Source organism: Longimicrobium sp. (assembly GCF_048594345.1).
Lineage (GTDB): Bacteria > Gemmatimonadota > Gemmatimonadetes > Longimicrobiales > Longimicrobiaceae > Longimicrobium.
On sequence record NZ_JBMDXM010000295.1, the window covers coordinates 1 to 21,532 of the forward strand.

At 73.5% G+C, this 21,532-nt stretch carries 4 protein-coding genes and 1 pseudogene; 4 read left to right on the top strand and 1 reads right to left on the bottom strand.

Annotated elements, in window-relative coordinates; translation table 11 throughout:
* Positions 1-414: 414 nt before the first annotated feature.
* Positions 415-879 (top strand): annotated as a pseudogene (locus ACOJUJ_RS30350) (Rad52/Rad22 family DNA repair protein); the annotation flags it as partial.
* Positions 880-1,104: 225 nt separating this feature from the next.
* On the opposite strand, the gene ACOJUJ_RS30355 reads toward ACOJUJ_RS30350, so the two are convergent.
* Positions 1,105-1,578, bottom strand: a complete 474-nt coding sequence (locus tag ACOJUJ_RS30355; protein ID WP_420130677.1) for an EVE domain-containing protein — start codon at positions 1,576-1,578, stop codon at positions 1,105-1,107.
* 492 nt (positions 1,579-2,070) lie between these two features.
* Between ACOJUJ_RS30355 and ACOJUJ_RS30360 the strand changes: the two genes are divergently transcribed.
* The 3 genes from ACOJUJ_RS30360 (at position 2,071) to ACOJUJ_RS30370 (ending at position 21,234) form a co-directional block, all read left to right on the top strand.
* Positions 2,071-2,793, top strand: coding sequence for a thioesterase II family protein (locus tag ACOJUJ_RS30360; protein ID WP_420130678.1), 723 nt, complete (start codon positions 2,071-2,073; stop codon positions 2,791-2,793).
* A 520-nt stretch (positions 2,794-3,313) separates the two neighbouring features.
* Positions 3,314-8,461: an amino acid adenylation domain-containing protein gene (locus tag ACOJUJ_RS30365; RefSeq protein WP_420130679.1), complete on the top strand. Its 5,148-nt coding sequence runs from the start codon at positions 3,314-3,316 to the stop codon at positions 8,459-8,461.
* Positions 8,458-21,234 (top strand): amino acid adenylation domain-containing protein, encoded by a 12,777-nt coding sequence (locus ACOJUJ_RS30370; RefSeq protein WP_420130680.1) that lies wholly within the window; start codon positions 8,458-8,460, stop codon positions 21,232-21,234. The genes ACOJUJ_RS30365 and ACOJUJ_RS30370 overlap by 4 nt, the downstream gene beginning before the upstream one ends.
* Positions 21,235-21,532 lie beyond the last annotated feature (298 nt).

Here is a 21,532-nt window from a genome sequence, read left to right on the forward strand (position 1 = left end):
TCCCCCGGCCCCTCCCCGTTCGTTCCTCACGGAGAGGGGAGCACGTCGATCGCGCTTCGACAGGTGCGTCGCACCTCCCTCCCCCGCGCAGTTTGCGGGGGAGGGCCGGGGAGGGGGGCGCCCACCATCCCGCACTGTTCCGTCCGAAACTCACCGCCGCCAGCCTTACACCCAACCTCCCCCAGGGGTTTTTGGGGGAGGTGCGAGCCCAAGCGAGCGGAGGGGGCGCCGGCCCTCGCGCCCAACTGTCCCAAGGGCGCATCACTTCATTCCCCCTGTCGACAGCCGCCACGTTGCGGACGGGCCAGCTCTCTTCCCTTGACAGCTTCGGGTATTATACCGAATATAAACCGAAGATAGAGGAGGCGTGTCCCGGGCGGTGAGCGAAGCGACATGGAGGGCGCGATGGCGGAGATCAACTTCAAGGCGATGCAGGACTACTTCGAGGCCGACGCCATCGAGTGGCGCATTCAGCAGGCCGGCGAAAAGAACGGGCGCGTGTGGGCCATCACGGTTCCATACGTGACCAACCGGGCCATCCAGATGCGCCTGGACGAGGTGGTGGGCCCCGAGAACTGGCGTAACGAGTTTCGCCCCGGCCCGGATGGCGGGGTGATGTGCGGGCTTTCCATCCGCGTGGGCGACGAGTGGGTCACCAAGTGGGACGGGGCCGAGAACACCGACGTCGAAGGCGTAAAGGGCGGCCTGTCGGGCGCCATGAAGCGCGCGGCGGTGCAGTGGGGGATCGGTCGCTACCTGTACGCGCTGGAAGAAACGTTCGCCGTCATCAGCGAGCGCGGGCGCTTTCGCGGGCGCACCAAGGACCAGAAGCTGTTCCGCTGGGATCCGCCCGAGCTTCCCGACTGGGCGCTCCCGGCCCGCCCCGCGCGCGAGCCGCGTCCCGTCACGGCCGCTCCGCTCGTATCTCGCCCACGGGTCGTCGCGTAGGCCGGGAAAAGACAGGCCTCACACAGAGTTAACGGAGTCAACAGAGTTTGCTCGTGCCGTTTTGCTCGCGCTTCTGTCCGAGGAGACACTTCGAATCAACTCTGTTGACTCTGTTAACTCTGTGTCTGTGTGAGGCCCGATCTTTTTGGCGTTCGCCTACTCAGCAGGCCTGGCGGCGCGGCCCAGGCGGACGACGATGTCGTACTCTTCGTCGGTGACGGGCTGGACGGAGAGGCGGCTCTTGTTGATGACGAGCATCTTCTCCAGACCCGGCGTGGCCCGCAGGTCGTCCAGCGACACCAGGGCGGGGAACGCTTCCTCGAACTCGATGTCGACCGTGAACCAGCGCGGATCGGCCTCGCTGGCCTTGGGATCGAAGTAGTCGCTGCCCGGGTCCAGCGCGGTGGGGTCCGGATAGCCGGCGCGGGCGATGCGCGCCAGGCCGGCCACGCCCGGCGGATTGGCGTTGCTGTGGTAGAACAGCACGCGATCGCCGGGTTTGGCGTCGTCGCGCAGAAAGTTGCGCGCCTGGTAGTTGCGCACCCCCTCCCACCCCGTGCGCCCGTCACGGCGCAGGTCGTGGATGGAGAACACGCCGGGCTCGCTCTTCATTAGCCAGTTGCGCGGCATCGGTTATCCCGTGGTCTGCGGATGGAGTCTTCTCAGCGGCCCCATCTTCGTGCACTGCGCGCCAGGGGGCAAGGCGCCGCGCATCCCGTAGATGAACTCGTTCGATCGATAACGCGCCGGAGAGGCCACGGCGCGGGACCCTCACCCGCTCGCTTAGGCTCGCACCCTCTCCCGCAAGCGGGAGAGGGTATAAACGTCGCGCACACCCGCGGTGCGTCTCCGCGGGATGCCGGTGAGGCTCCGGGTTCCTGCCGACGCCCCGTCACACCCTCACACCCTCACACCCTCACACCCTCACACCCTCACACCCTCACACCCTCACACCCTCACACCCTCACACCATCACACCATCACACCCTCACACCATCACACCCCTTCACCCCTTCACCCCACCCGCTCTTTCCGTTACTTTGCCCGCCTCTTTCCACCAGAATCCGAACCGACGTGAACAAATCCTCCTCCTCCGACCGCTGGATCATCCGTCCGCGGCCTTTGCCGCGTGCCAGGCTGCGGCTGTTCTGCATTGCGCACGCGGGGGGCGGGGCATCGGCGTTCCGGGGCTGGGCAGACGCGCTGCCGCCGGAAGTGGAGGTGTGCCTGGTACAGCTGCCCGGGCGCGAGAACCGCATCATGGAAACACCCTTCGAGCGGGTAGGGCCGCTGGTGGAGGCGCTGGCGGACGCGGTGCAGCCGTATCTCACGCTTCCCTTCGCGCTGTTTGGGCACAGCAACGGGGCGCTGATCAGCTTTGAGCTGGCGCGCACGTTGCGCGCGCGCGGACGGCCGGGGCCGGTGCATTTGTTCGCGTCGGGACGGCGCGCGCCGGACGTGGCGGCGGACAGCCCGCCCATCCACCACCTCCCCGACGCCGAGTTCCTTGCCGACCTGCAGGAGCTGGGCGGACTTCCCGCCGAGCTGCTGGCCCACCAGGAGCTGCTGGCGCTGCTGGTGCCCACCCTGCGCGCCGACGTGGCCATCCACGAGACGTACGAGTTCGCCGAGCAGCCGCCGCTTGCGTGCCCGATCACGGCGTACGGCGGACTTACCGATCCCAGGGTTCCCCGCGGCCAGTCTGAAGCGTGGGCGCGCCACACGGCCGGCTCCTTTGTGCTGCGCATGTTTCCCGGCGGCCACTTCTTTCTGATCGACGACCGCGCCGTCTTTCTGCGCACCCTCGCCAGCGACCTGCACCAGGTGCTCGATGCAGTGCGTTAGTAGTGTCGCTTTGCGTACGGGTTGATATCTCCTCCTGATCCCTGAATACCTCCGCCTCCGCGCGCCGGGCACTGTGCCGGGCGCGCGTTTTTTCATCCACGAATTACCATCTGCTACCTTCCTTGCCTCAGCAGATTGTAATTATTTAGCTTGTATTGTGCCATTGCTCAAATACGGTGTGATGCGCCTTCCGTACTCCGCAGTTGTATAAGTACAAGCATTTGCAATGAATAAAGTAGTGTTTTCCGTGTACCACTTTCAAGCTCTGGTCACTGTCTGCTTCGCATGGGCATTCATTTTCCGCTGAAACTGCATTAGGTTATCTCCTCACGATAACACCGGCCGCGTGAGGTTGCGGGCCTGGGGCGGAAGGTGCGGCAGCGCCGCACCCACTCCAGGCGGCTCGTTTCGTATGAGTGTTTTCGATGGCACAAAAGGAATTGTCGCGCCGGGTGCCCGCTTAGGGCGTCGTGCCCGGTACCACGTCCCGGACCTCCGGGTTTCCCGTGCTCAGCCACCGATGATCGCCACCTCGACGCTCATCTCCTCCGATGCACGACCGGCCAGCCAGCCGGGCGGGCGCTTTGCCATGACGGCGGAGTGCGGGCCGGCGTTCGCCCATTGCCTGTTCGAGGCGGCGGCGGGGCGCAGCCCGGGTGCGCCGGCGGCGGTGTTCGCGGGGCGCGTGCTGACGTACGGTGAGCTGAACGCGGCGGCCAACCGGCTGGCCCGCGTGCTGCGCCGGCGCGGCGTGGGGGCGGATGTGCGGGTGGCGGTGGCGATGGAGCGAGGGCCGGCCCTTCCCGCCGCGCTGCTGGCGGTGCTCAAGGCCGGCGGCGCGTACGTCCCGGTGGATCCGGAGTATCCCGCGGAGCGCATCCGCTACGTGCTGGGGGATTCCGGCGCGCGGCTGGTCCTGTGCACCGCGGCGACGCGGGCGCGCGTGGCCGAATGCGGCGCGGAGACGCTGGTCGCCGATCCGGAGAGCGATCTGCTGCTGCGCGAGGACGCGCACGATCTGGAGGGTGCGCTGCATCCCGACGCGCTGGCGTACGTCATCTACACCTCCGGCTCCACGGGGCGCCCCAAGGGCGTGGGCGTGAGCCACCGCGCGCTGGGCTCGCACAACCTGGCCATCATCGAGCGCTACGGGCTGACGGCGGCGGACCGCGCGTCGCAGCTCACCTCCATCGGCTTCGACATTTCCGTCGAGGAGATCTTTCCCACCTGGGCGGCCGGCGGCGCCGTCGTCTTTCGGCCCGAGCGGGTGGCGGGGTTCGGCACGGAGTTCATGGCGTGGCTGGCGGATGAGCGCGTGACGGTGCTGAACATCCCCACCGCCTTCTGGCACGCCTGGGTGCACGACCTGGCCGCGTCCGGCGCCGCGCTCCCCTCCGCGTTGCGGCTGGCGATCGTGGGCGGCGAAAAGGCGCAGCCGGCGGCGCTGGCGGAGTGGCGGCGCATCGCCGGTGGCGGGATCCGGTGGATGAACGGCTACGGCCCCACCGAAGCCGCCGTCACCGCGACGATCTACGAGGCGGTCGATCGCGTCGACGGCGAGGTGCCGATCGGCCGGGCGATGTCCAACGCGCGGACGTACATCCTTTCCGACGAGCTGCTGGCCATCAGCCAGGGCGAGCTGTGCATCGGCGGCGAGGGGGTGGCGCGGGGGTACCTGGGACGGCCGGGGCTGACGGCGGAGCGGTTCGCGCCGGACCCGTTCGGCGCGCCCGGAAGCCGCCTGTACCGCACCGGCGACCGCGCCCGCTGGCGCGCGGACGGGGAGATCGAGTTCCTGGGCCGCGTGGACGAGCAGGTGAAGATCGCCGGCTTTCGCGTGGAGCCGGGCGAGGTGGAGGCGGTGCTGGCGGAGCACCCCGCCGTGGCGCAGGCCGCCGTGGTCGCGCGCGAGTTCGACGGCGCGGGGGTGCGGCTGGTGGCGTACGCGGTGCCCGCCCTCGAAGGAATCGACGAGGCGGAGCTGCGGCGCTGGCTGCGCGACCGGCTCCCGGGCTTCCTGGTGCCCTCCGCCCTGGTCGTTATCGGCGCGCTGCCGCTGAGCGCGCACGGCAAGATCGACCGCCGCGCCCTTCCCGCGCCGGCGGAGCTGGACCCGCCGCTCCCCGGCTTCGCGGAGCCGCGCGGAGACACGGAGCGCGAGGTGGCGCGGGCGTGGCGCGAGGTGCTGGGCATCCCCCGCGTGGGTGCGGACGCGGACTTCTGGGCGCTGGGCGGCCACTCGCTGCTGGCCATGCAGGTGCTGTCGCGCATCCGCCAGCGGCTGGGGGTGGAGCTTCCCGTACGCGCGCTGTTCGACGCGCCCACGGTGGCGGCATTGGCGGCGGCGGTGGACGCGGCGCGGGGTGCGGCGGTGCACCTGCCGCACGCCCCGCTGCGCGCGTCCCGCCGCTCGGATCCGCAGCCGCTTTCGTTTGCGCAGCAGCGGCTGTGGTTTCTGCACCAGATGGAGCCGGACAGCGCGTTCTACAACCTGCCGTTCGCGGTGCGGATGGAGGGGGCGCTGGAGGTGGACGCGCTGCGCCACGCGCTGGCGGAAATCGTCCGCCGGCAAGAGGTGCTGCGGACCACCTTCCGCGCCGACGCGTCCGGCTCGTGGCAGGTCATCCATCCCGCCCCCCCGTCCTTCGACCTGCCGATCGCCGACCTGCGCGCGCTCCCCCGCGAGTGGGCGCGCGGCGAGGTGCCGCGGCTGATGCGGGACGCGGCGGAGCAACCCTTCGATCTGCGCCGCGGGCTGATGCTGCGCGCGCTGCTCATCCACGTCGCGGACACGGAGCACGCCCTCGTCCTGAACCTGCACCACGTGGCGGGAGACGGCTGGTCCATCGACCTGCTGTTCCGCGAGCTGTCCGCGCTGTACGGGGCGTTCCGCGCGGGCGAGCCGTCGCCGCTCCCCGAGCCGCCGCTGCAGTACGCGGACTACGCGGAGTGGCAGCGGGCGTGGATGGCGGGCGGGGCGCTGGACGAGCAGCTGGCGTACTGGCGCGAGCGGCTGGCCGGCGCCCCCGCCGTGCTGGAGCTGCCCACCGACCGACCGCGCCCCGCCGTGCAGAGCCACCGCGGCGCGAGCCACGCTTTCGAGGTGCCCCCCGCCCTGGCGGCCCGGCTGCGCGCGCTTGCCCGGGAGACGGATTCCACGCTCTTCATGGTGCTGCTGGCCGCCTTCGACCTGCTGATCCACCGCCTGTCCGGCCGCGACGACGTCGTCGTGGGCTCGCCGATCGCGGGGCGGATGCGGGGCGAGGTGGAGGGGCTGATCGGCTTTTTCGTCAACACCATGGCGCTGCGCACGGACCTGAGCGGCGACCCCACCTTCCGCGCGCTGATCGGACGCGTGCGGGAGACGACGCTGGAGGCGTACGCGCACCAGGACCTGCCCTTCGAGCGGGTGGTCGAGGCGATTCAGCCGGACCGCACGCTGAGCCACAACCCGCTCTTTCAGGTCGCGTTCGCGCTGCAGAACGTGCCGGTGGAGCCGGTGCGGCTGCCTGGGCTGGCGCTGCGGCTGGAAGAGGTGGACAGCGGCACCAGCAAGTTCGACCTGTTTCTGGAGATGGAGGAGCAGGGCGAGCGGCTGCGCGGGCGGGTGGAGTACGCCACGGACCTGTGGGAGGCTGCCACGGCGGAGCGGATGATCCGCCTGTTCCTGCACCTGCTGGAGGGCGTCGCGGCCGATCCGGACCGCCCCGCCTCGCGGGCGGAGCTGGTGGACGCGGAGGAGCGGCGCCGGCTGGTGAAGCGCTGGAGCGGCGCGGCGCGCGTCCATCCGCACGAATCCACCGTCCACGCCACCTTCGCCGCGGTGGCGGAAAGCGATCCGTCACGAGTGGCGCTCTCGTGGGACGGGGGGACGATGACGTACGGCGAGCTGCACGAGCGCTCGTCGCGTCTGGCCAACCATCTGCGCGCCCTGGGCGTCGGCGCCGACCAGCCCGTGGCGCTGGTGATGGATCGCTCGCCGGAGCTGGTCGTCGCCATCCTGGGCGTGCTGAAGGCGGGCGGCGCGTATGTCCCCATCAACCCCCAGTATCCCCGCGGCCGCGTGGAGCTGATGCTGGCCGACTGCGGCGCGCGGGTGGTGCTGGCGCAGGTGCGGCTGGCCACGTCCGTTCCGCCGGACCCGGAGGTGCGGACGGTGTTCGTGGACGTGCAGCGGGATGCGTTCGCCACGGCGTCCTCGGACGATCCGCGGGTGGATACGGGGCCGGACGGCGCCGCGTACGTCATCTACACCTCCGGATCGACCGGGCGGCCCAAGGGCGTCGTGGTTCCCCACCGCGCCGTGCTGCGCCTGGTGCGCGGCGGCGACAGCGCGCGCTTCGCGGCGGACGAGACCTGGCTGCAGCTGGCGCCGGTGGCCTTTGACGCGTCCACGCTGGAGCTGTGGGCGCCGCTGCTGAACGGCGGCCGCGTGGCCATCTTTCCCGCGGAGCTGCCGACGCCGGAAGCGCTGGGCGGATTCATCTCCCGCCACGGGGTGACGGGCGCGTGGCTGACGGCCGGCCTGTTCCACCAGATGGTGGACGCCAACCTGCCCGCGCTGGGCGGGCTGCGGCAGCTGCTGGCCGGCGGCGACGTGCTTTCCGTTCCCCACGTGCGCCGGGTGCTGGAGGCGCATCCGTCGCTTCGGCTGGTGAACGGCTACGGACCGACGGAGAACACCACCTTCTCCTGTTGCCATCGCCTGCGCGCGGAAGACGCCGGGCGCGCCTCCATCCCCATCGGCCAGCCGATCGCGGGGAGCACGGCGTACGTGCTGGACGCGCAGCTGCACCCCGTCCCCGTGGACGTGCCCGGCGAGCTGTTCGTGGGCGGCGAGGGGCTGGCGCGCGGCTACCTGAACGGCGCCGCGGCCACCGCGTCGCGCTACATCCCCCATCCCTTCTCCGCCACGCCGGGTGCGCGCCTCTACGCCACGGGCGACCGGGTGCGCTGGCGCCCGGACGGCACGCTGGAGTTCCTGGGCCGCATTGACCAACAGGTAAAGATCCGCGGCTACCGCATCGAGCCGGGGGAGGTGGAGGCCGCTCTGCAGCGCGATCCCGCGGTGGCGGATTGCGTGGTGCTGGTGCGCGAGGACGTGCCCGGCGAGCGGCGGCTGGTGGCGTACGTGGTTCCCGTGGCTACGCTGGAAGAGCATCCCGACGACGTGGCGGCGGCCATCCGCGGCTGCCTGCGGGCGCAGCTCCCCGCGTACATGCTTCCTTCCGCGGTGGTGGTGATGGACGCCCTGCCGCTGACCCCCAACGGCAAGGTGGACCGCCGCGCCCTGCCCGCGCCCGCCCGGCGCCGCGGCGACGCGCCGCCCGCGGAGCCGCGGACGGAGACCGAGCGCGCGCTGGCCGCGGTGTGGACCCAGGTGCTGCACGCCGAGCGCGTGTACCTGGACGACAACTTCTTCGAGCTGGGCGGCCACTCGCTTCTGGCCAGCCAGGTGGTGACGCGGGTGCGCGAGGCGCTGGGGGTGGAGCTGCCCCTTGCCCGCATCTTCGACGCGCCCACGCTGGCGCAGCTTTCCGCGGTGGTGGAGGCGGCGCAGCTGGAGGCGATGGCGGCGCTGATGGACGACCTGGACGAGCTTTCGGACGAGCAGGTGCTGGCGCTGCTGGAGGCCGAGGGGGCGCTGGTGGGGGGAGGAGGCCTGTGACGGACCTGCAGGGGCGCCTGGCCGGCCTGTCCCCCGAAAAGCGCCGCCTGCTGGAGCTGCGGATGCAGCTGCAGCGCACGCACGCCGCCGGCCCCGCGCTGGTGCCGCGCCCGCGCACGGGGCCGCTGCCCCTCTCTTTTAGCCAGCGGCGCCTGTGGGTGCTGGACCGGCTGGACCCGGGGAGCACCGCCTTCAACCTGATGCGCCCGCTGCGGCTGCATGGCGTGCTGGACGTGGCCGCGCTGGAGCGCGCCCTCGACGCCGTGCGCGCGCGCCACGAGTCGCTCCGCACGACGTTCACCGAGGGCGCGGACGGCGCGCCGGTGCAGGTCGTCCACCCCTTCGCGCCCGTCCCGCTCCCCGTCGAAGACCTTGCCGCGCTGGCGGACGAGGCGCGCGAGGCGGCCGTGCACGACCGGGTGCACGCGGACGCCGCCACCGGCTTCGACCTGGTCGCGGGGCCGCTCTTTCGCGCGCGCCTTCTGCGCCTGCGGGACGACGAGCACGTGCTGCTGCTGGCGATGCACCACGTGATCTCGGACGGGTGGAGCCTGGGGATCCTGGCGAGCGAGCTGGGCGCGCTGTACGCCGCCTTTCGCGCCGGCGCGCCCGATCCGCTTCCCGCGCTCCCCGTGCAGTACGCGGACTACGCCGCGTGGCAGCGCGAGCACCTGAGCGGTGCGACGCTGGAGAAGCAGCGCGCGTTCTGGCGCGGTGCGCTGGCCGGCGCCCCGCCCGCGCTGGAGCTGCCCACGGACGCCCCGCGCCCTCCGGCGGAGCGCCACCGCGGGCGCGTATGGCACGACCGGATGGAGCCAGAGCTGGGGCAGCGCATCCGCGCGCTGGCGGCGGAGGAACGGACCACGCCCTTCGCCGTGCTGCTGGCGGGGCTGCGCGCCGTACTGGCGCGCTGGTCCGGACAGGAGGACGTGGTCATCGGCGCGCCGGTGGCGGGGCGCGGGCGCACGGAAGTGGAGGGGCTGATCGGCTTCTTTGTCAACACGCTGCCGCTGCGCGGGCAGGTGCGCGCGGACGACACCTTCCGCGCGCTCGTGCGGCGCGAAAAGGCGGCGACGCTGGCGGCGTTCGACCACCAGGACCTGCCCTTCGAGCGCATTGTCGAGGAGTTGCGCATCGCCCGCGACCTGAGCCGCAACCCGGTGTTCCAGGTCTCGCTGATGCTGCAGAACACCGGCGCCGGGGGCGAGAGCCTGGCCGGGATCGAGATCGCGCCGCTGCGGGTGGAGTACGACACCGCCCGCTTTGACCTGGCGTTCGACCTGTACGAGGAGGCCGGCGGCGGGTTCTGGGTGGAGACGGAGTACGCGACCGACCTCTTTGAGCACGCCACGGCGGGCCGGATGGTGGCGCACCTCAAGCGCCTGCTTGGGCACGGCGCCGCGAAGCCCGACGCCCTCGTCTCGCGCCTGCCGCTGGTGGATGACGACGAGCGCGCGGCGGTCGTGGAGCAGCCGAACGCCACCGCGCGCGACTGGCCGTTCACGCCCATGCACCGCCTGTTCGCGGAGCAGGCCGCGCGCACGCCGGACGCCGTCGCCGTGGAAGGCGCGGACGGCGCGCTGACCTATGCGGAGCTGGACGCGGTCTCCGCCGGCGTGGCCGCGGCGCTCCGGGCGCGTGGGGCGGGGCGGGGGACGATCGTCGCCGTGGGGGTGGAGCGCTCCGCGCGGATGGTGGCGGCGCTGCTGGGCGTGCTGCGCGCGGGCGCCGCGTATCTGCCGCTGGACCGCGACTATCCCGCGGAGCGGCTGGCGTACATGCTGGACGATTCCGGCGCGCGCCTGCTGCTCACCGAGCGTGCGCTGGCGGATCGCTTCCCCACGTCCGGCATCGGCCGCGTGCTGCTGGACGACGTCGTCCCGGCGGATTCCGTGGATGCGGATGCGGACGCGGAGGTGTCCGCGGAGGACCTGGCGTACGTCATCTACACCTCCGGCTCCACCGGCCGGCCCAAGGGCGTGATGGTGCGCCATGGCGGCGCGGGCAACTTCCTGCGCTCGATGGCGGAGGTCCCCGGCCTTCGCCCGGACGACGTGCTCCTGGCGGTGACGACCATCGCGTTCGACATCTCCGTCCTGGAGTTGTTCCTTCCGCTGTCCCTTGGCGCGCGCACCGTCGTGGCCACGCGCGAGCAGGCGGCGGACCCCACGCTGCTGGCCGCGCTCCTCGCCCGGAGCGGCGCCAGCGTGATGCAGGCGACGCCGGCCACGTGGGCGATGCTGCTGGCGTCCGGGTGGACGCCGCGCGCGGGGATGCGCCTGTTCACCGGCGGCGAGGCGCTGCCGCGCACCGTGGCGGACGCGCTGCTCGCCGCCGGTGCGGAGGTGTGGAACCTCTACGGCCCGACGGAAACCACCGTCTGGTCCGCCGCCGCGCGTGTCCCCGCGGAGGGCGCGATCCCGCTGGGCGAGGCGATCGGCAACACCACGCTGTACGTGTTGGATCCGGCCGGCAACCCGGCGCCGCTGGGCATCCCCGGCGAGCTGTTCATCGGCGGCGACGGAGTGACGCGCGGCTACCTGGACCGCCCGGGGCTGACGGCGGAGCGGTTCGTCCCCGACCCGTTCGGCGCGGCCGGAAGCCGCCTGTACCGCACCGGCGACCGGGTGCGGCGTCGGACGGACGGCGCGCTGGAGTTCCTGGGACGCGTGGACTTTCAGGTAAAGCTGCGCGGCTTCCGCATCGAGCTGGGGGAGATCGAGGGGGTGCTGCGCGCGCACCCCGGCGTCCGCGAAGCCGTCGCGCTCGTCCGCACGGAGGCGGGGGACGCGCGGCTCGTGGCCTACACCGTTCCGCGCGCTCCGGATGCGCCGCCGGCGAGCACGGAGCTGCGCGCGTTCCTGCGCGAGCGGCTGCCGGACTACATGGTGCCGTCCGCCTTCGTCGCGCTGGACGCGTTTCCGCTTACGCCCGCCGGCAAGCTCGACCGCCGCGCGCTCCCCGCGCCGGATGCCAGGGAGGAAGCGCGCGTCTTCGTGCCGCCGCGCACGCCGCGCGAGGAGGCGGTGGCGGAGATCTGGCGCGAGGTGCTGCGGCGCGAGCGGGTGGGCGCGGAGGACGACTTCTTTGAGCTGGGCGGCCACTCCCTTCTGGCCACGCAGGTGCTTTCCCGCGTGCGGCGCGAGCTGGGCGTGGAGCTGCCGCTGCGCGCGATGTTCGAGGCGCCCACCGTCCGCGCGCTGGCGGAGCGGCTGGACGCCGGGTCGGCGGCGACGGACGGGCCGCCGCTGGTGCGTGTGGAGCGGGCCGGCCCGGTGCCGCTGAGCTTTGCGCAGGAGCGGATGTGGTTCCTGCAGCGGATGTCGCCCGCCTCTGGCGCGTACAACATCGCCGAGGCGCTGCAGCTGCAGGGTCCGCTGGACGTGGACGCGCTGCGCCGCGCGTTCGAGGCGCTGCTGGCGCGCCACGAGACCCTGCGCACGCGCTATCCGGAGGTGGACGGCCAGCCGGTGCAGGACGTCCTTCCCCAGCCGCGCTTCACCCTCCCCGTCGACGACGTGGCGGAGGACGAGGTGCGCGGGCGGGCGGAAGCGGACGTGCGCGAGCCCTTCGACCTGCGTGAGGAGCCGCCGGTCCGCGCGCGGCTCCTGCGGATCGCTCCGGAGCGGCACGTGCTGCTGCTGAACGTGCACCACATCGCCGCCGACGGCTGGTCGTGGGGGGTGATGATGCGCGAGCTGACACAGCTGTACCGCGCCTTTGTGGCCGGCGGCGAGGCGGCGCTGCCGGAGCTGCCGGTGCAGTACGCGGACTACGCGCTCTGGCAGCGCACTTGGCTGAACGGCGACGCGGTGCGGCGCGAGCGCGCGTTCTGGCGCGAGCGGCTGGCCGGCGCGCCCGCCCTGCTGGAGCTTCCGTACGACCGGCCTCGCCCCGCGGAGGCGGACACGCGCGGCGCCATGCACCACTTCACCATTGTGCCCGAGGTGGCGCGTGCGGCGCGGGAGCTGGCCCGCCGCGAGGGTGCCACGCTATACATGGTGCTGCTGGCCGCGTGGAGCGCCGTGCTGCACCGGTGGAGCGGGCAGACGGACGTCGTGGTCGGCTCGCCGGTGGCGGGGCGCGGGCTGCCGGAGGTGGAGGGGCTGGTGGGCCTGTTCGTCAACGCGCTGGCCATGCGGACGGACGTGGGCGGCGACCCCCCGTTCCGCACGCTGCTGGCGCGCGTCCGCGAGAGCACGCTGCAGGCGTACGCGCACCAGGACGTGCCGTTCGAGGAGCTGCTGCGGGAGCTGGGCGTGCAGCGCTCGCTGAGCCATGCGCCCGTCTTTCAGGTGATGTTCAGCCTGCTGAACGCCCCGGCCGGGGAGATGGAACTCGAAGGCCTTCGCGTGCGCCCCCTTCCGGACGCGGGCGGCACGGCGCGCGTGGACCTGACGGTGCAGCTGGAGGAGGAGGACGACGAAGCACTGCGCGGCCTGGCCGAGTACGCCACGGCGCTGTGGGACGCGGCGACGATGGAGCGGATGATGGCGCACTTCGCCGTCCTCCTTCCCGCCGCCGCGGCCGATCCGGATGCGCGTATTTCGAGGCTGCCACTGCTGTCCGATGCGGAGCGCGCGGTTGTGGTCCGGGAGGAGAACGCGACGGAGCGCGACTGGCCGTTCGTCCCCGTCCACCGGCTGTTCGCGGAACAGGCGGCGCGGACGCCCGACGCGGCGGCCGTGGAGGGCGCGGACGGCGCGCTCACCTACGCGCAAGTGGACGCGCTCTCCGCCGGTGTGGCCGCGGCGCTGCGGGCGCGCGGGGCGGGGCGGGGATGCCTGGTCGCCGTCTGCGCGGAACGGTCCGCCCGGATGGTGGCGGCGCTGCTGGGCGTGCTGCGCACCGGCGCCGCGTATCTGCCGCTGGATCCCGCGTACCCGGCGGAGCGCCTGGCGTACATGCTGGAGGATTCCGGCGCGCCGATCCTGCTGCTGGACGGGACGCTCGCGGACCGGCTCCCCGCCTCCTCCATCGACCGGATCGTCCTGGACGGGATTGGCCCGGCGGATGGGGTGGATGCGGACGCGGAGGTGGGGGCGGAGGAGCTGGCGTACGTCATCTACACCTCCGGATCGACGGGGCGGCCCAAGGGCGTGATGGTGCGGCACGGCGGCGTATCCAGCTTTCTGCGCGCCATGGCCGAGGCGCCGGGGCTGCGGGCGGACGACACGCTGCTGGCGGTGACCACCATCGCCTTCGACATCTCCGTACTGGAGCTGTTCCTCCCGCTGACGCTGGGCGCGCGCACCGTTGTGGCCACCCGCGAGCAGGCGGAGGATCCCCGGCTCCTCGCCGCCCTCATCGCCCGAAGCGGCGCGACGGCCATGCAGGCGACGCCGGCGACGTGGGCCATGCTGCTGGCCTCCGGCTGGACGCCGGACGCGGGGATGCGCCTGCTCTCCGGCGGCGAGGCGTTGCCGCGTCCCATCGCGGACGCGCTGCTCGCCGCCGGTGCGGAGGTGTGGAACCTCTACGGCCCCACCGAAACCACCGTCTGGTCCGCCGCCGCGCCGGTCCCGGCGGAGGGCTGTATCCCACTGGGCGCGCCGATCGGCAACACGACGCTGTACGTGCTGGACCCGGCCGGGAATCCGGCGCCGCTGGGTATCCCCGGCGAGCTGTTCATCGGCGGCCACGGCGTGGCGCGCGGCTACCTGAACCGCCCGGGGCTCACGGCGGAGCGGTTCGTCCCCGACCCGTTCGGCGCGGCCGGAAGCCGCCTGTACCGCACGGGCGACCGGGTGCGCCGCAGGGTAAGTGAGGAAATGGATCCCACAGCCGCGAACTCACGCACTCACGCACTCACGCACTCACGCACTTCGGGTCTGGAGTTCCTGGGGCGCGTCGACTTCCAGGTGAAGCTGCGCGGCTTTCGCATCGAGCTGGGGGAGATCGAGTCTGCCTTGCGCGCGCATCCGGCGGTCGGCGGCGTGGCGGCCGCCGTGCGCGGCGAGGGCGCCGATGCGCGGCTCGTGGCCTACCTCCTCCCGCGCGCTCCGGATGCGCCGCCGGCGGGCGCGGAGCTGCGCGCCTTCCTGCGCGAGCGGCTGCCGGAGTACATGGTGCCCTCCGCGTTCGTCGCGCTGGACGCCTTTCCGCTCACGCCCAACGGCAAGGTGGACCGCAAGGCGCTCCCGATGCCGGACGCGCGGGCGGCGGAGGCCGGCGAAGCGCCGCGCGGGCCTACGGAGCAGCTGCTGGCGGGGATCTGGGCGGAACTGCTGGGGACCGGCCCCATCCACCGCGGCGATTCGTTCTTCGAGCGCGGCGGGCACTCGCTGCTGGCCGCGCGGCTGATGTCGCGCATCGACCGGCTGCTGGGGGTGGAGCTGCCGCTGCGCGCGGTATTCGCCGCCCCCACGCTGGCGGCCCTCGCGGCGGAGATCGATACGGCGCGCGCCGCCGCGGACGGCGCCGTGCGCATCCCGCCGATCCGGGCGCGCGCGGGGGGTGAGCCGGCGGTGCTGAGCTTTGCGCAGGAGCGGATGTGGTTCCTGGACCGCCTGGCCGGGGCGGCGGGCGCGTACAACATCCCGCTCGTCCTCGACCTGGCCGGGCCGCTGGACGTGGAGGCGCTGCGGGGCGCGCTGGGCGACCTGGCCGCGCGCCACGAAGCGCTGCGCACGCGGATCGCGGACCGCGACGGCCGGCCCGTCGCCGCCGTGGCCGCGCCCGGGCCGTTCGCACTCGCCGTCACCCAGGTGGCGGAGGGGGAGGTGGAGGCGCGGGTGGAGGAGGAGATCTCGCGCGCGTTCGACCTGTCGCACGACCTGCCGGTCCGGGCCGCGCTCTTCGGGACCGCGGCGGACACGCACGTCCTGGCGCTCACGCTGCACCACGTGGCGGCGGACGGCTGGTCCATCGGCATCCTGCTGCGCGAGCTGGCGGCGCTGTACGCCGCGCGGGTCGAAGGAAAGGACGCTGCCCTGCCGCCGCTCGCCGTGCGGTACGCGGACTACGCGGCGTGGCAGCGCGGCTGGCTGCAAGGGGACGCGCTGAAGGCGCAGACGGCGTACTGGCGCGGCGCGCTGGAGGGCGCGGCGCCGCTGGCGCTGCCCACGGACCGTCCGCGCCCGGCGCGGCAGAGCTTTCGCGGCGCGCTGCACACCTTCCGCATTCCGCCGGAGGTGGCGGAGCGCGCCCGCGCACTGGCGGGCGCGGAGCACGTGACGCCGTTCATGGCCACGCTGGCCGCGTTCCAGGCGCTCCTGGGCCGCTACGCCGGCCAGGACGACGTGGTGGTGGGGACGCCCGTGGCGGGGCGGCACCGGCCGGAGACGGAGCCGGTCGTGGGCCTGTTCGTCAACACGCTGCCGCTGCGGACCAGCCTGGAGGGCGACCCCACGTTCCGCGAGCTGGTACGGCGCGTCCGCGAAACCACGCTGGACGCGTATGCGCACCAGGACCTGCCCTTTGAGCGGCTGGTGGACGAGCTGAAGGTGGAGCGGCGGCTGGACCGCACCCCCGTCTTTCAGACCGTGTTCTCCTTTGACGCGGCGTCCGCGGGCGGGTTCGCGCTGCCGGGTGTGGAGGTGCGCGAACGGAGCGCGCCGCACCGGACGGCCAAGTTCGACCTGGTGCTGAACCTGGAGGCGGCGGAGGGCGGGTTCACCGCGTACCTGGAGTACGCCACCGACCTGTTCGACGCGGCCACGGCCGGGCGCATCGGCGAGCACTATCTCCGCCTGCTGGACCAGGCGCTGGCCGACCCGGACCGCCGCCTGTCCACCCTCGATCCGGTGACGGAGGCGGAGCGGGCGCGGGTGGCCGCCTGGAGCGCGGGGGCCGCGCACCCCGCGCACCTGGCGCTGCCGCCCGTGCACGTGCAGGTGGCGCGGCACGCCGCCCGCGCGCCGGACGCGCCGGCCGTGGTGGACGGCGGAGAGACGCTGACGTACGCGGAGCTGGACGCGCGGGCCAACCGGCTGGCCAACCGGCTGCGGCGGATGGGGGTGGGCCCCGACACGCGCGTGGCGGTGATGCTGGAGCGCTCCGCCGCGCTGCTGGTGGCGCAGCTGGCGGTGCTGCGGGCCGGCGGCGCGTACCTGCCGCTGGACCCCGCCGCCCCCGCCGGTCGCGCCGCGACCATGCTGCGTGCCGCGGACGCCGCCGCCGTCCTTACCCGCACCGGGCTGCGCGCGGGGCTTCCGGAGGCCGGCATCCCCGTGCTGGCGCTGGACGAGGAGGCGGCGGCGCTGGCGTCGGAATCCGCCGACGCTCCCGCCGTGGAGATCGGGGCGGACCACCTGGCCTACGTCATCTTCACCTCCGGATCCACCGGCGTGCCCAAGGGCGTGGGCGTGCCGCACTGCGGGCTCTCCAACCTCACGGGCTGGTTCCGCGCGGACCGGCGGATCGGGCCGGGCGACCGGGGGACGATGATGATCAGCCCCGCGTTCGACGGCGGCGTACTGGAGACGTGGACCATGCTGGCCTCCGGCGCCGCCGTGCACGTGGTCCCCGACGCGCTGCGGACGGACGCCGCCGGGCTGCTGCGGTGGATGGACGCGCACGGCATCACCCTGTCGATGGCCATCACCCCCGTGGCCGAGGCGCTGATGGAGGCCATGGACGCCGGCGGCCCGCGGCCCGCCGCGCTGCGCGTGCTGAGCACCGGCGGCGACGCGTTGCGCCGCCGCCCGCCCGCCGGCCTGCGGCTGGTGAACCTGTACGGACCCACCGAGAACTCCGTCGCCAGCACCGGCGGCGACGTGGCGCCGGAGGGGGCGGGGCTGCCCTCCATCGGCCGCCCCGTGCCCAACCACCGCGCGTACGTGCTGGACGCGCGGCTGCACCCCGTCCCCGTGGGCGTGCCCGGCGAGCTGTACGTGGCGGGGCCGGGCCTGGCCCGGGGCTACGTGGGGCGCGCGGCCCTGACGGCGGAGCGCTTTCTTCCCGATCCGTCCGGCGCGCCCGGCGCGCGGATGTACGCCACGGGCGACCGCGTGCGCTGGCGGGCGGACGGCGACCTGGAGTTCCTGGGCCGCGCCGACCACCAGGTCAAGGTGCGCGGCCACCGCATCGAGACCGGCGAGATCGAGGCGGCGCTGCTGGCGCACCCCGCCCTGGCGCAGGCCGCCGTGGTGCTGCGCCCCGAAGGCGGCGGAAGGCTGGTGGCCTACGCCGCGCCCGCCGCCGGCGCGCGGGTTCCGCCCGCCGACGAGCTGCGCGCGCACCTTCGCGAGCGGCTGCCGGACTACATGGTCCCCGCCGCCTTTGTGGCGATGGACGCGCTTCCGCGCTCCACCACCGGCAAGGTGGACCGGCGGGCCCTGCCGGAGCCCGCGATGGACGCGGCGGAGGGCGCCGCGCCGGCGACTGAGACCGAGCGCGCCCTTGCGGGAGTGTGGGCGGAGCTGCTGGGGGTGCCGGCGGGGCGCGAGGACGGCTTCTTCGACCTGGGCGGGCACTCGCTGCTGGCCATGCAGCTGCTTGCCCGCGTCCGCCGCACGTTCGGCATCGACCTGCCGATCCGCGCCGTTTTCGAGGCGCCGTCGCTGCGCGAGATGGCGGCCGGCATCGACGCCGGGCGCGAGTCCGCCGGGGACGCGTCACCGGAGATCGTCCCCATCGGGCGCGACGGGGCACTGCCGCTGTCGTTCGCGCAGGAGCGGATGTGGTTCATCGACCGCATGCTCCCGGGGAACGCCGTTTACAGCGTGCCCCTGCGGGTGCGGCTGCGGGGCGAGGTGCGGCCGGAGGCGCTGCGGCGCGCGCTGGAGAGGGTGGTGCACCGGCACGATTCGCTGCGCACCGTTTTTCCCTCGGCGGAGGGCCGGCCGCTGCAGGTGGTGCATCCGCCCGCTCCGTTCGCGCTCCCCATGAGCGACCTGGCGGTGCTTCCCGCGGACGTGGCGGAGCGCGAGGCGCAGCGGATGGCGGACGAGGACGCGCGCCGCCCCTTCGACCTGGCGGCGGGGCCGCTCCTTCGCGCCGGGCTCATCCGGGTCGCGGACGAGGCGTGGGTGCTCCTCCTGAACCTGCACCACGTGATCGCGGACGGGTGGTCCGTCGACATCCTGTTCCGCGAGCTGGCGCAGGCGTACGCGGCGCACGCGGAGGGGCGCGATCCGGAGCTGCCGCCGCTGGCCGTGCAGTACCCGGATTACGCGGCGTGGCAGCGGGAATGGCTGACGGGTGCGCGGCTGGAGCGGCAGATCGGGTGGTGGCGCGAGCGGCTGGCCGGCGTGCCGGTGCTGGAGCTGCCCACCGACCGGCCGCGCCCCGCCACGCCCAGCTTTCGCGGCGGCGCGGTGGAGTTCCGCGTGGACGCGCAGGTCGCCCGCCGCGTGGACGATCTGGCGCGCGCGGAAGGCGCCACCCGCTTTCAGCTCCTCTTGGGCGCCTTTCAGCTCCTCCTGGCCCGCTGGTCCGGCCAGGACGACGTGGTGGTCGGGTCGCCGGTGGCGGGGCGGGGGCGGCCGGAGACGGAGGGGATGATCGGCCTGTTCGTCAACACGCTGGCGCTGCGCACCGACCTGTCCGGCGATCCCGCCTTTCGCGAGGTGATCGGCCGGGTGCGCGAGACGGCGCTGGGGGCGGTGGCGCACCAGGACGTCCCCTTCGAGCGGCTGGTGGACGAGCTGCGGATCGACCGCAGCCTGAGCCGGCACCCGCTCTTCCAGGTTTCGTTCTCCCTGCAGCAGCCGGGCGTGATCCCCCCCTTCGGCGCGGTGGAAACCACGCTGGAGCCGGGGGAGAACGGGACGGCCAAGTTCGACCTGGTGGTGGCGGTGGAGCCGGAGGGGGACGGGTTCGTGGGCGGGATTCAGTACGCGGCGGACCTGTTTGACCACGGGACGGCTAAGCGGATGGCGGAGCACTTTACCGCGCTGCTCGCGTCGCTGGTGGCCGATCCGGACCGCCCCGTATCGCGCCTCCCCGGGCTGCTGCGCGGCGGGGAGCGGCGGCGCGTGCTGGAGGAATGGAGCGGGGCCGATCATCCGGTTCCCCAGCGCCCCGCCCACCACCTGATCGCGGAGACGGCGGCGCGGACGCCGGACGCACCGGCGCTGGCGTTCCGCGGGCGGACGATCAGGTACCGGGAGATGGACGAGGCGGCCAACCGCCTGGCGCACCACCTGATCGCGCGCGGCGCCGGACGCGAGTCCATCGTCGGCATCCTGGCGGAAAGGACGCCGGAGACGGTGATCGCCATCCTGGCGGTGCTCAAGGCCGGGGGCGCGTACGTGCCGCTGGATCCGTCCAACCCGGTGGATCGCCTGCGCTACATGCTGGCCGACTGTGGCGCGCGGCTGGTGGTCTCGCCCGGACCGCTTCCCGCCGCGCTGGGGGGGATCGGCGCGGAGGTGGTCGACGTACGCGCCGAAGCGGCCGCCATCGTCGCGCGGCCGGCGACGGACCCGGCGGTGCCGTGCGACGCGGACAACCTGGCGTACGTCATCTACACCTCCGGCTCCACGGGGCGGCCCAAGGGGGTGGCGGTGGCGCACCGCGGCGTGCCCAACCTGGCGCACATGCAGCGCTCCCGGATGGGCGTCCACGCGGGCGACCGGGTGCTGCAGTTCGCCGCGTTTTCGTTCGATGTGAGCGCGGAGGAGGTGTTCGCCACGCTCATCATCGGCGCGTGCCTGGTGCTGGCCCCCCGCGACGAGCTGATGCCGGGGCCGCCGCTGCAGGACACGCTGCGCCGCGAGCGCATCAGCGTCTGCCTGCTGCCGCCCGCCGCCCTGCCGCTGCTTTCGCCCCAGGGGCTGCCGGAACTGCGCGCGCTGCTGATGGGCGGCGAGGCGCTGAGCGCGGCGGCGGCGGCGCGCTGGGCGGGGGTGGTGCAGCTGCACAACGTCTACGGCCCCACCGAATGCACCGTCGCCTCTACGTCCGAGTGGGTGGCGGCGGACGGGCGCGACCCGGACATCGGCGCGGTGCTGGACAACCTGCGCGGCTACGTGGTGGACCGCGCGGGCCAGCCGGTGCCGGTGGGCGTTCCCGGCGAGCTGCTGCTGGGCGGGATGGGGCTGGCGCGCGGCTACCTGAACCGCCCCGCCCTCACGGCGGAGCGGTTCATCCCAAACCCGTTCGGCGCGCCCGGAAGCCGCCTGTACCGCACCGGCGACCGGGTGCGCTGGCGGGCGGACGGGCGGCTGTCCTACCTGGGCCGCTTTGACCACCAGGTAAAGCTGCGCGGCTTCCGCATCGAGCTGGGCGAGATCGCGGCGCGGCTGATGGAGTTCCCCGGCGTGCGCGACGCCCTGGTCCTGGTTCGCCCCGGCGGGCGCGGCGAGCCGCGGCTGGTGGGGTGGGTGTTGGCGCCGGAGCACGAGCCGTCCGCGTCCGAGTTGCGCGAGCACCTTCGCCGCGCGCTACCGGACTACATGGTACCCCAGGCGTACGTGGTGATGGACGCGTTTCCGCACACCCCCAACGGCAAGCTGGACCACGCCGCGCTCCCCGCCCCGGCCGACCCCGGGCCCGCCGAGTCCGCGGCCCCGCCGCAGGGCGAGCTGGAGCGGGCGATCGCGGCCGTGTGGCGCGACGTGCTGGGGCTGGAGTCCGTAGGCGTGAACGACAGCTTTTTCGAGGTGGGCGGCCACTCGCTGCTGCTGGCGCGCCTGCAGGAGGCGCTGCGCGGGGCGCTGGGCCGCGACGTCTCCATCATCGACCTCTTTCAGTACCCAACTGTCGGCGCCTTTGCCGCGCACCTGGATGCTCAGACGCGCCGCGCGGAGCCGGAGGACGCGGAAAAGGCGGCGGGCCGAGGCCGCGGCGCCAGCCGGCGGGAGATGCTGATGCGGGGGAGGAAGTAGGGCGGGGAAGTGCGGGAGTGCGGGAGTGCGGGAGTGCGGGAGTGCGGAAGTGCGGAAGTGCGGAAGTGCGGCTGGTGGATAGTGGGGTGCGAGGGGCCGGCGCCCCCTCCGCTCGCTTAGGCTCGCACCTCCCCCAAAAAAGACTGGGGGAGGTTGGATGCGGGGCAGGCGGCGGGGCGCTTCGGACGGCTCCGCGCAGGCCCCCTCCGGGCCGGCACCACCGGCCCACCTCCCCCGAAACTGCCGGGGGAGGTTGATGCAGGGCTGGGCTTGAGGCGCTTCGGAAGGTTGGGGGGCG

Bases quoted from the DNA above. Each gene is read 5' to 3' on its own strand.
- ACOJUJ_RS30365 (WP_420130679.1), top strand. From the start codon at position 3,314: ATGATCGCCACCTCGACGCTCATCTCCTCCGATGCACGACCGGCCAGC.
- ACOJUJ_RS30355 (WP_420130677.1), bottom strand. From the start codon at position 1,578: ATGCCGCGCAACTGGCTAATGAAGAGCGAGCCCGGCGTGTTCTCCATC.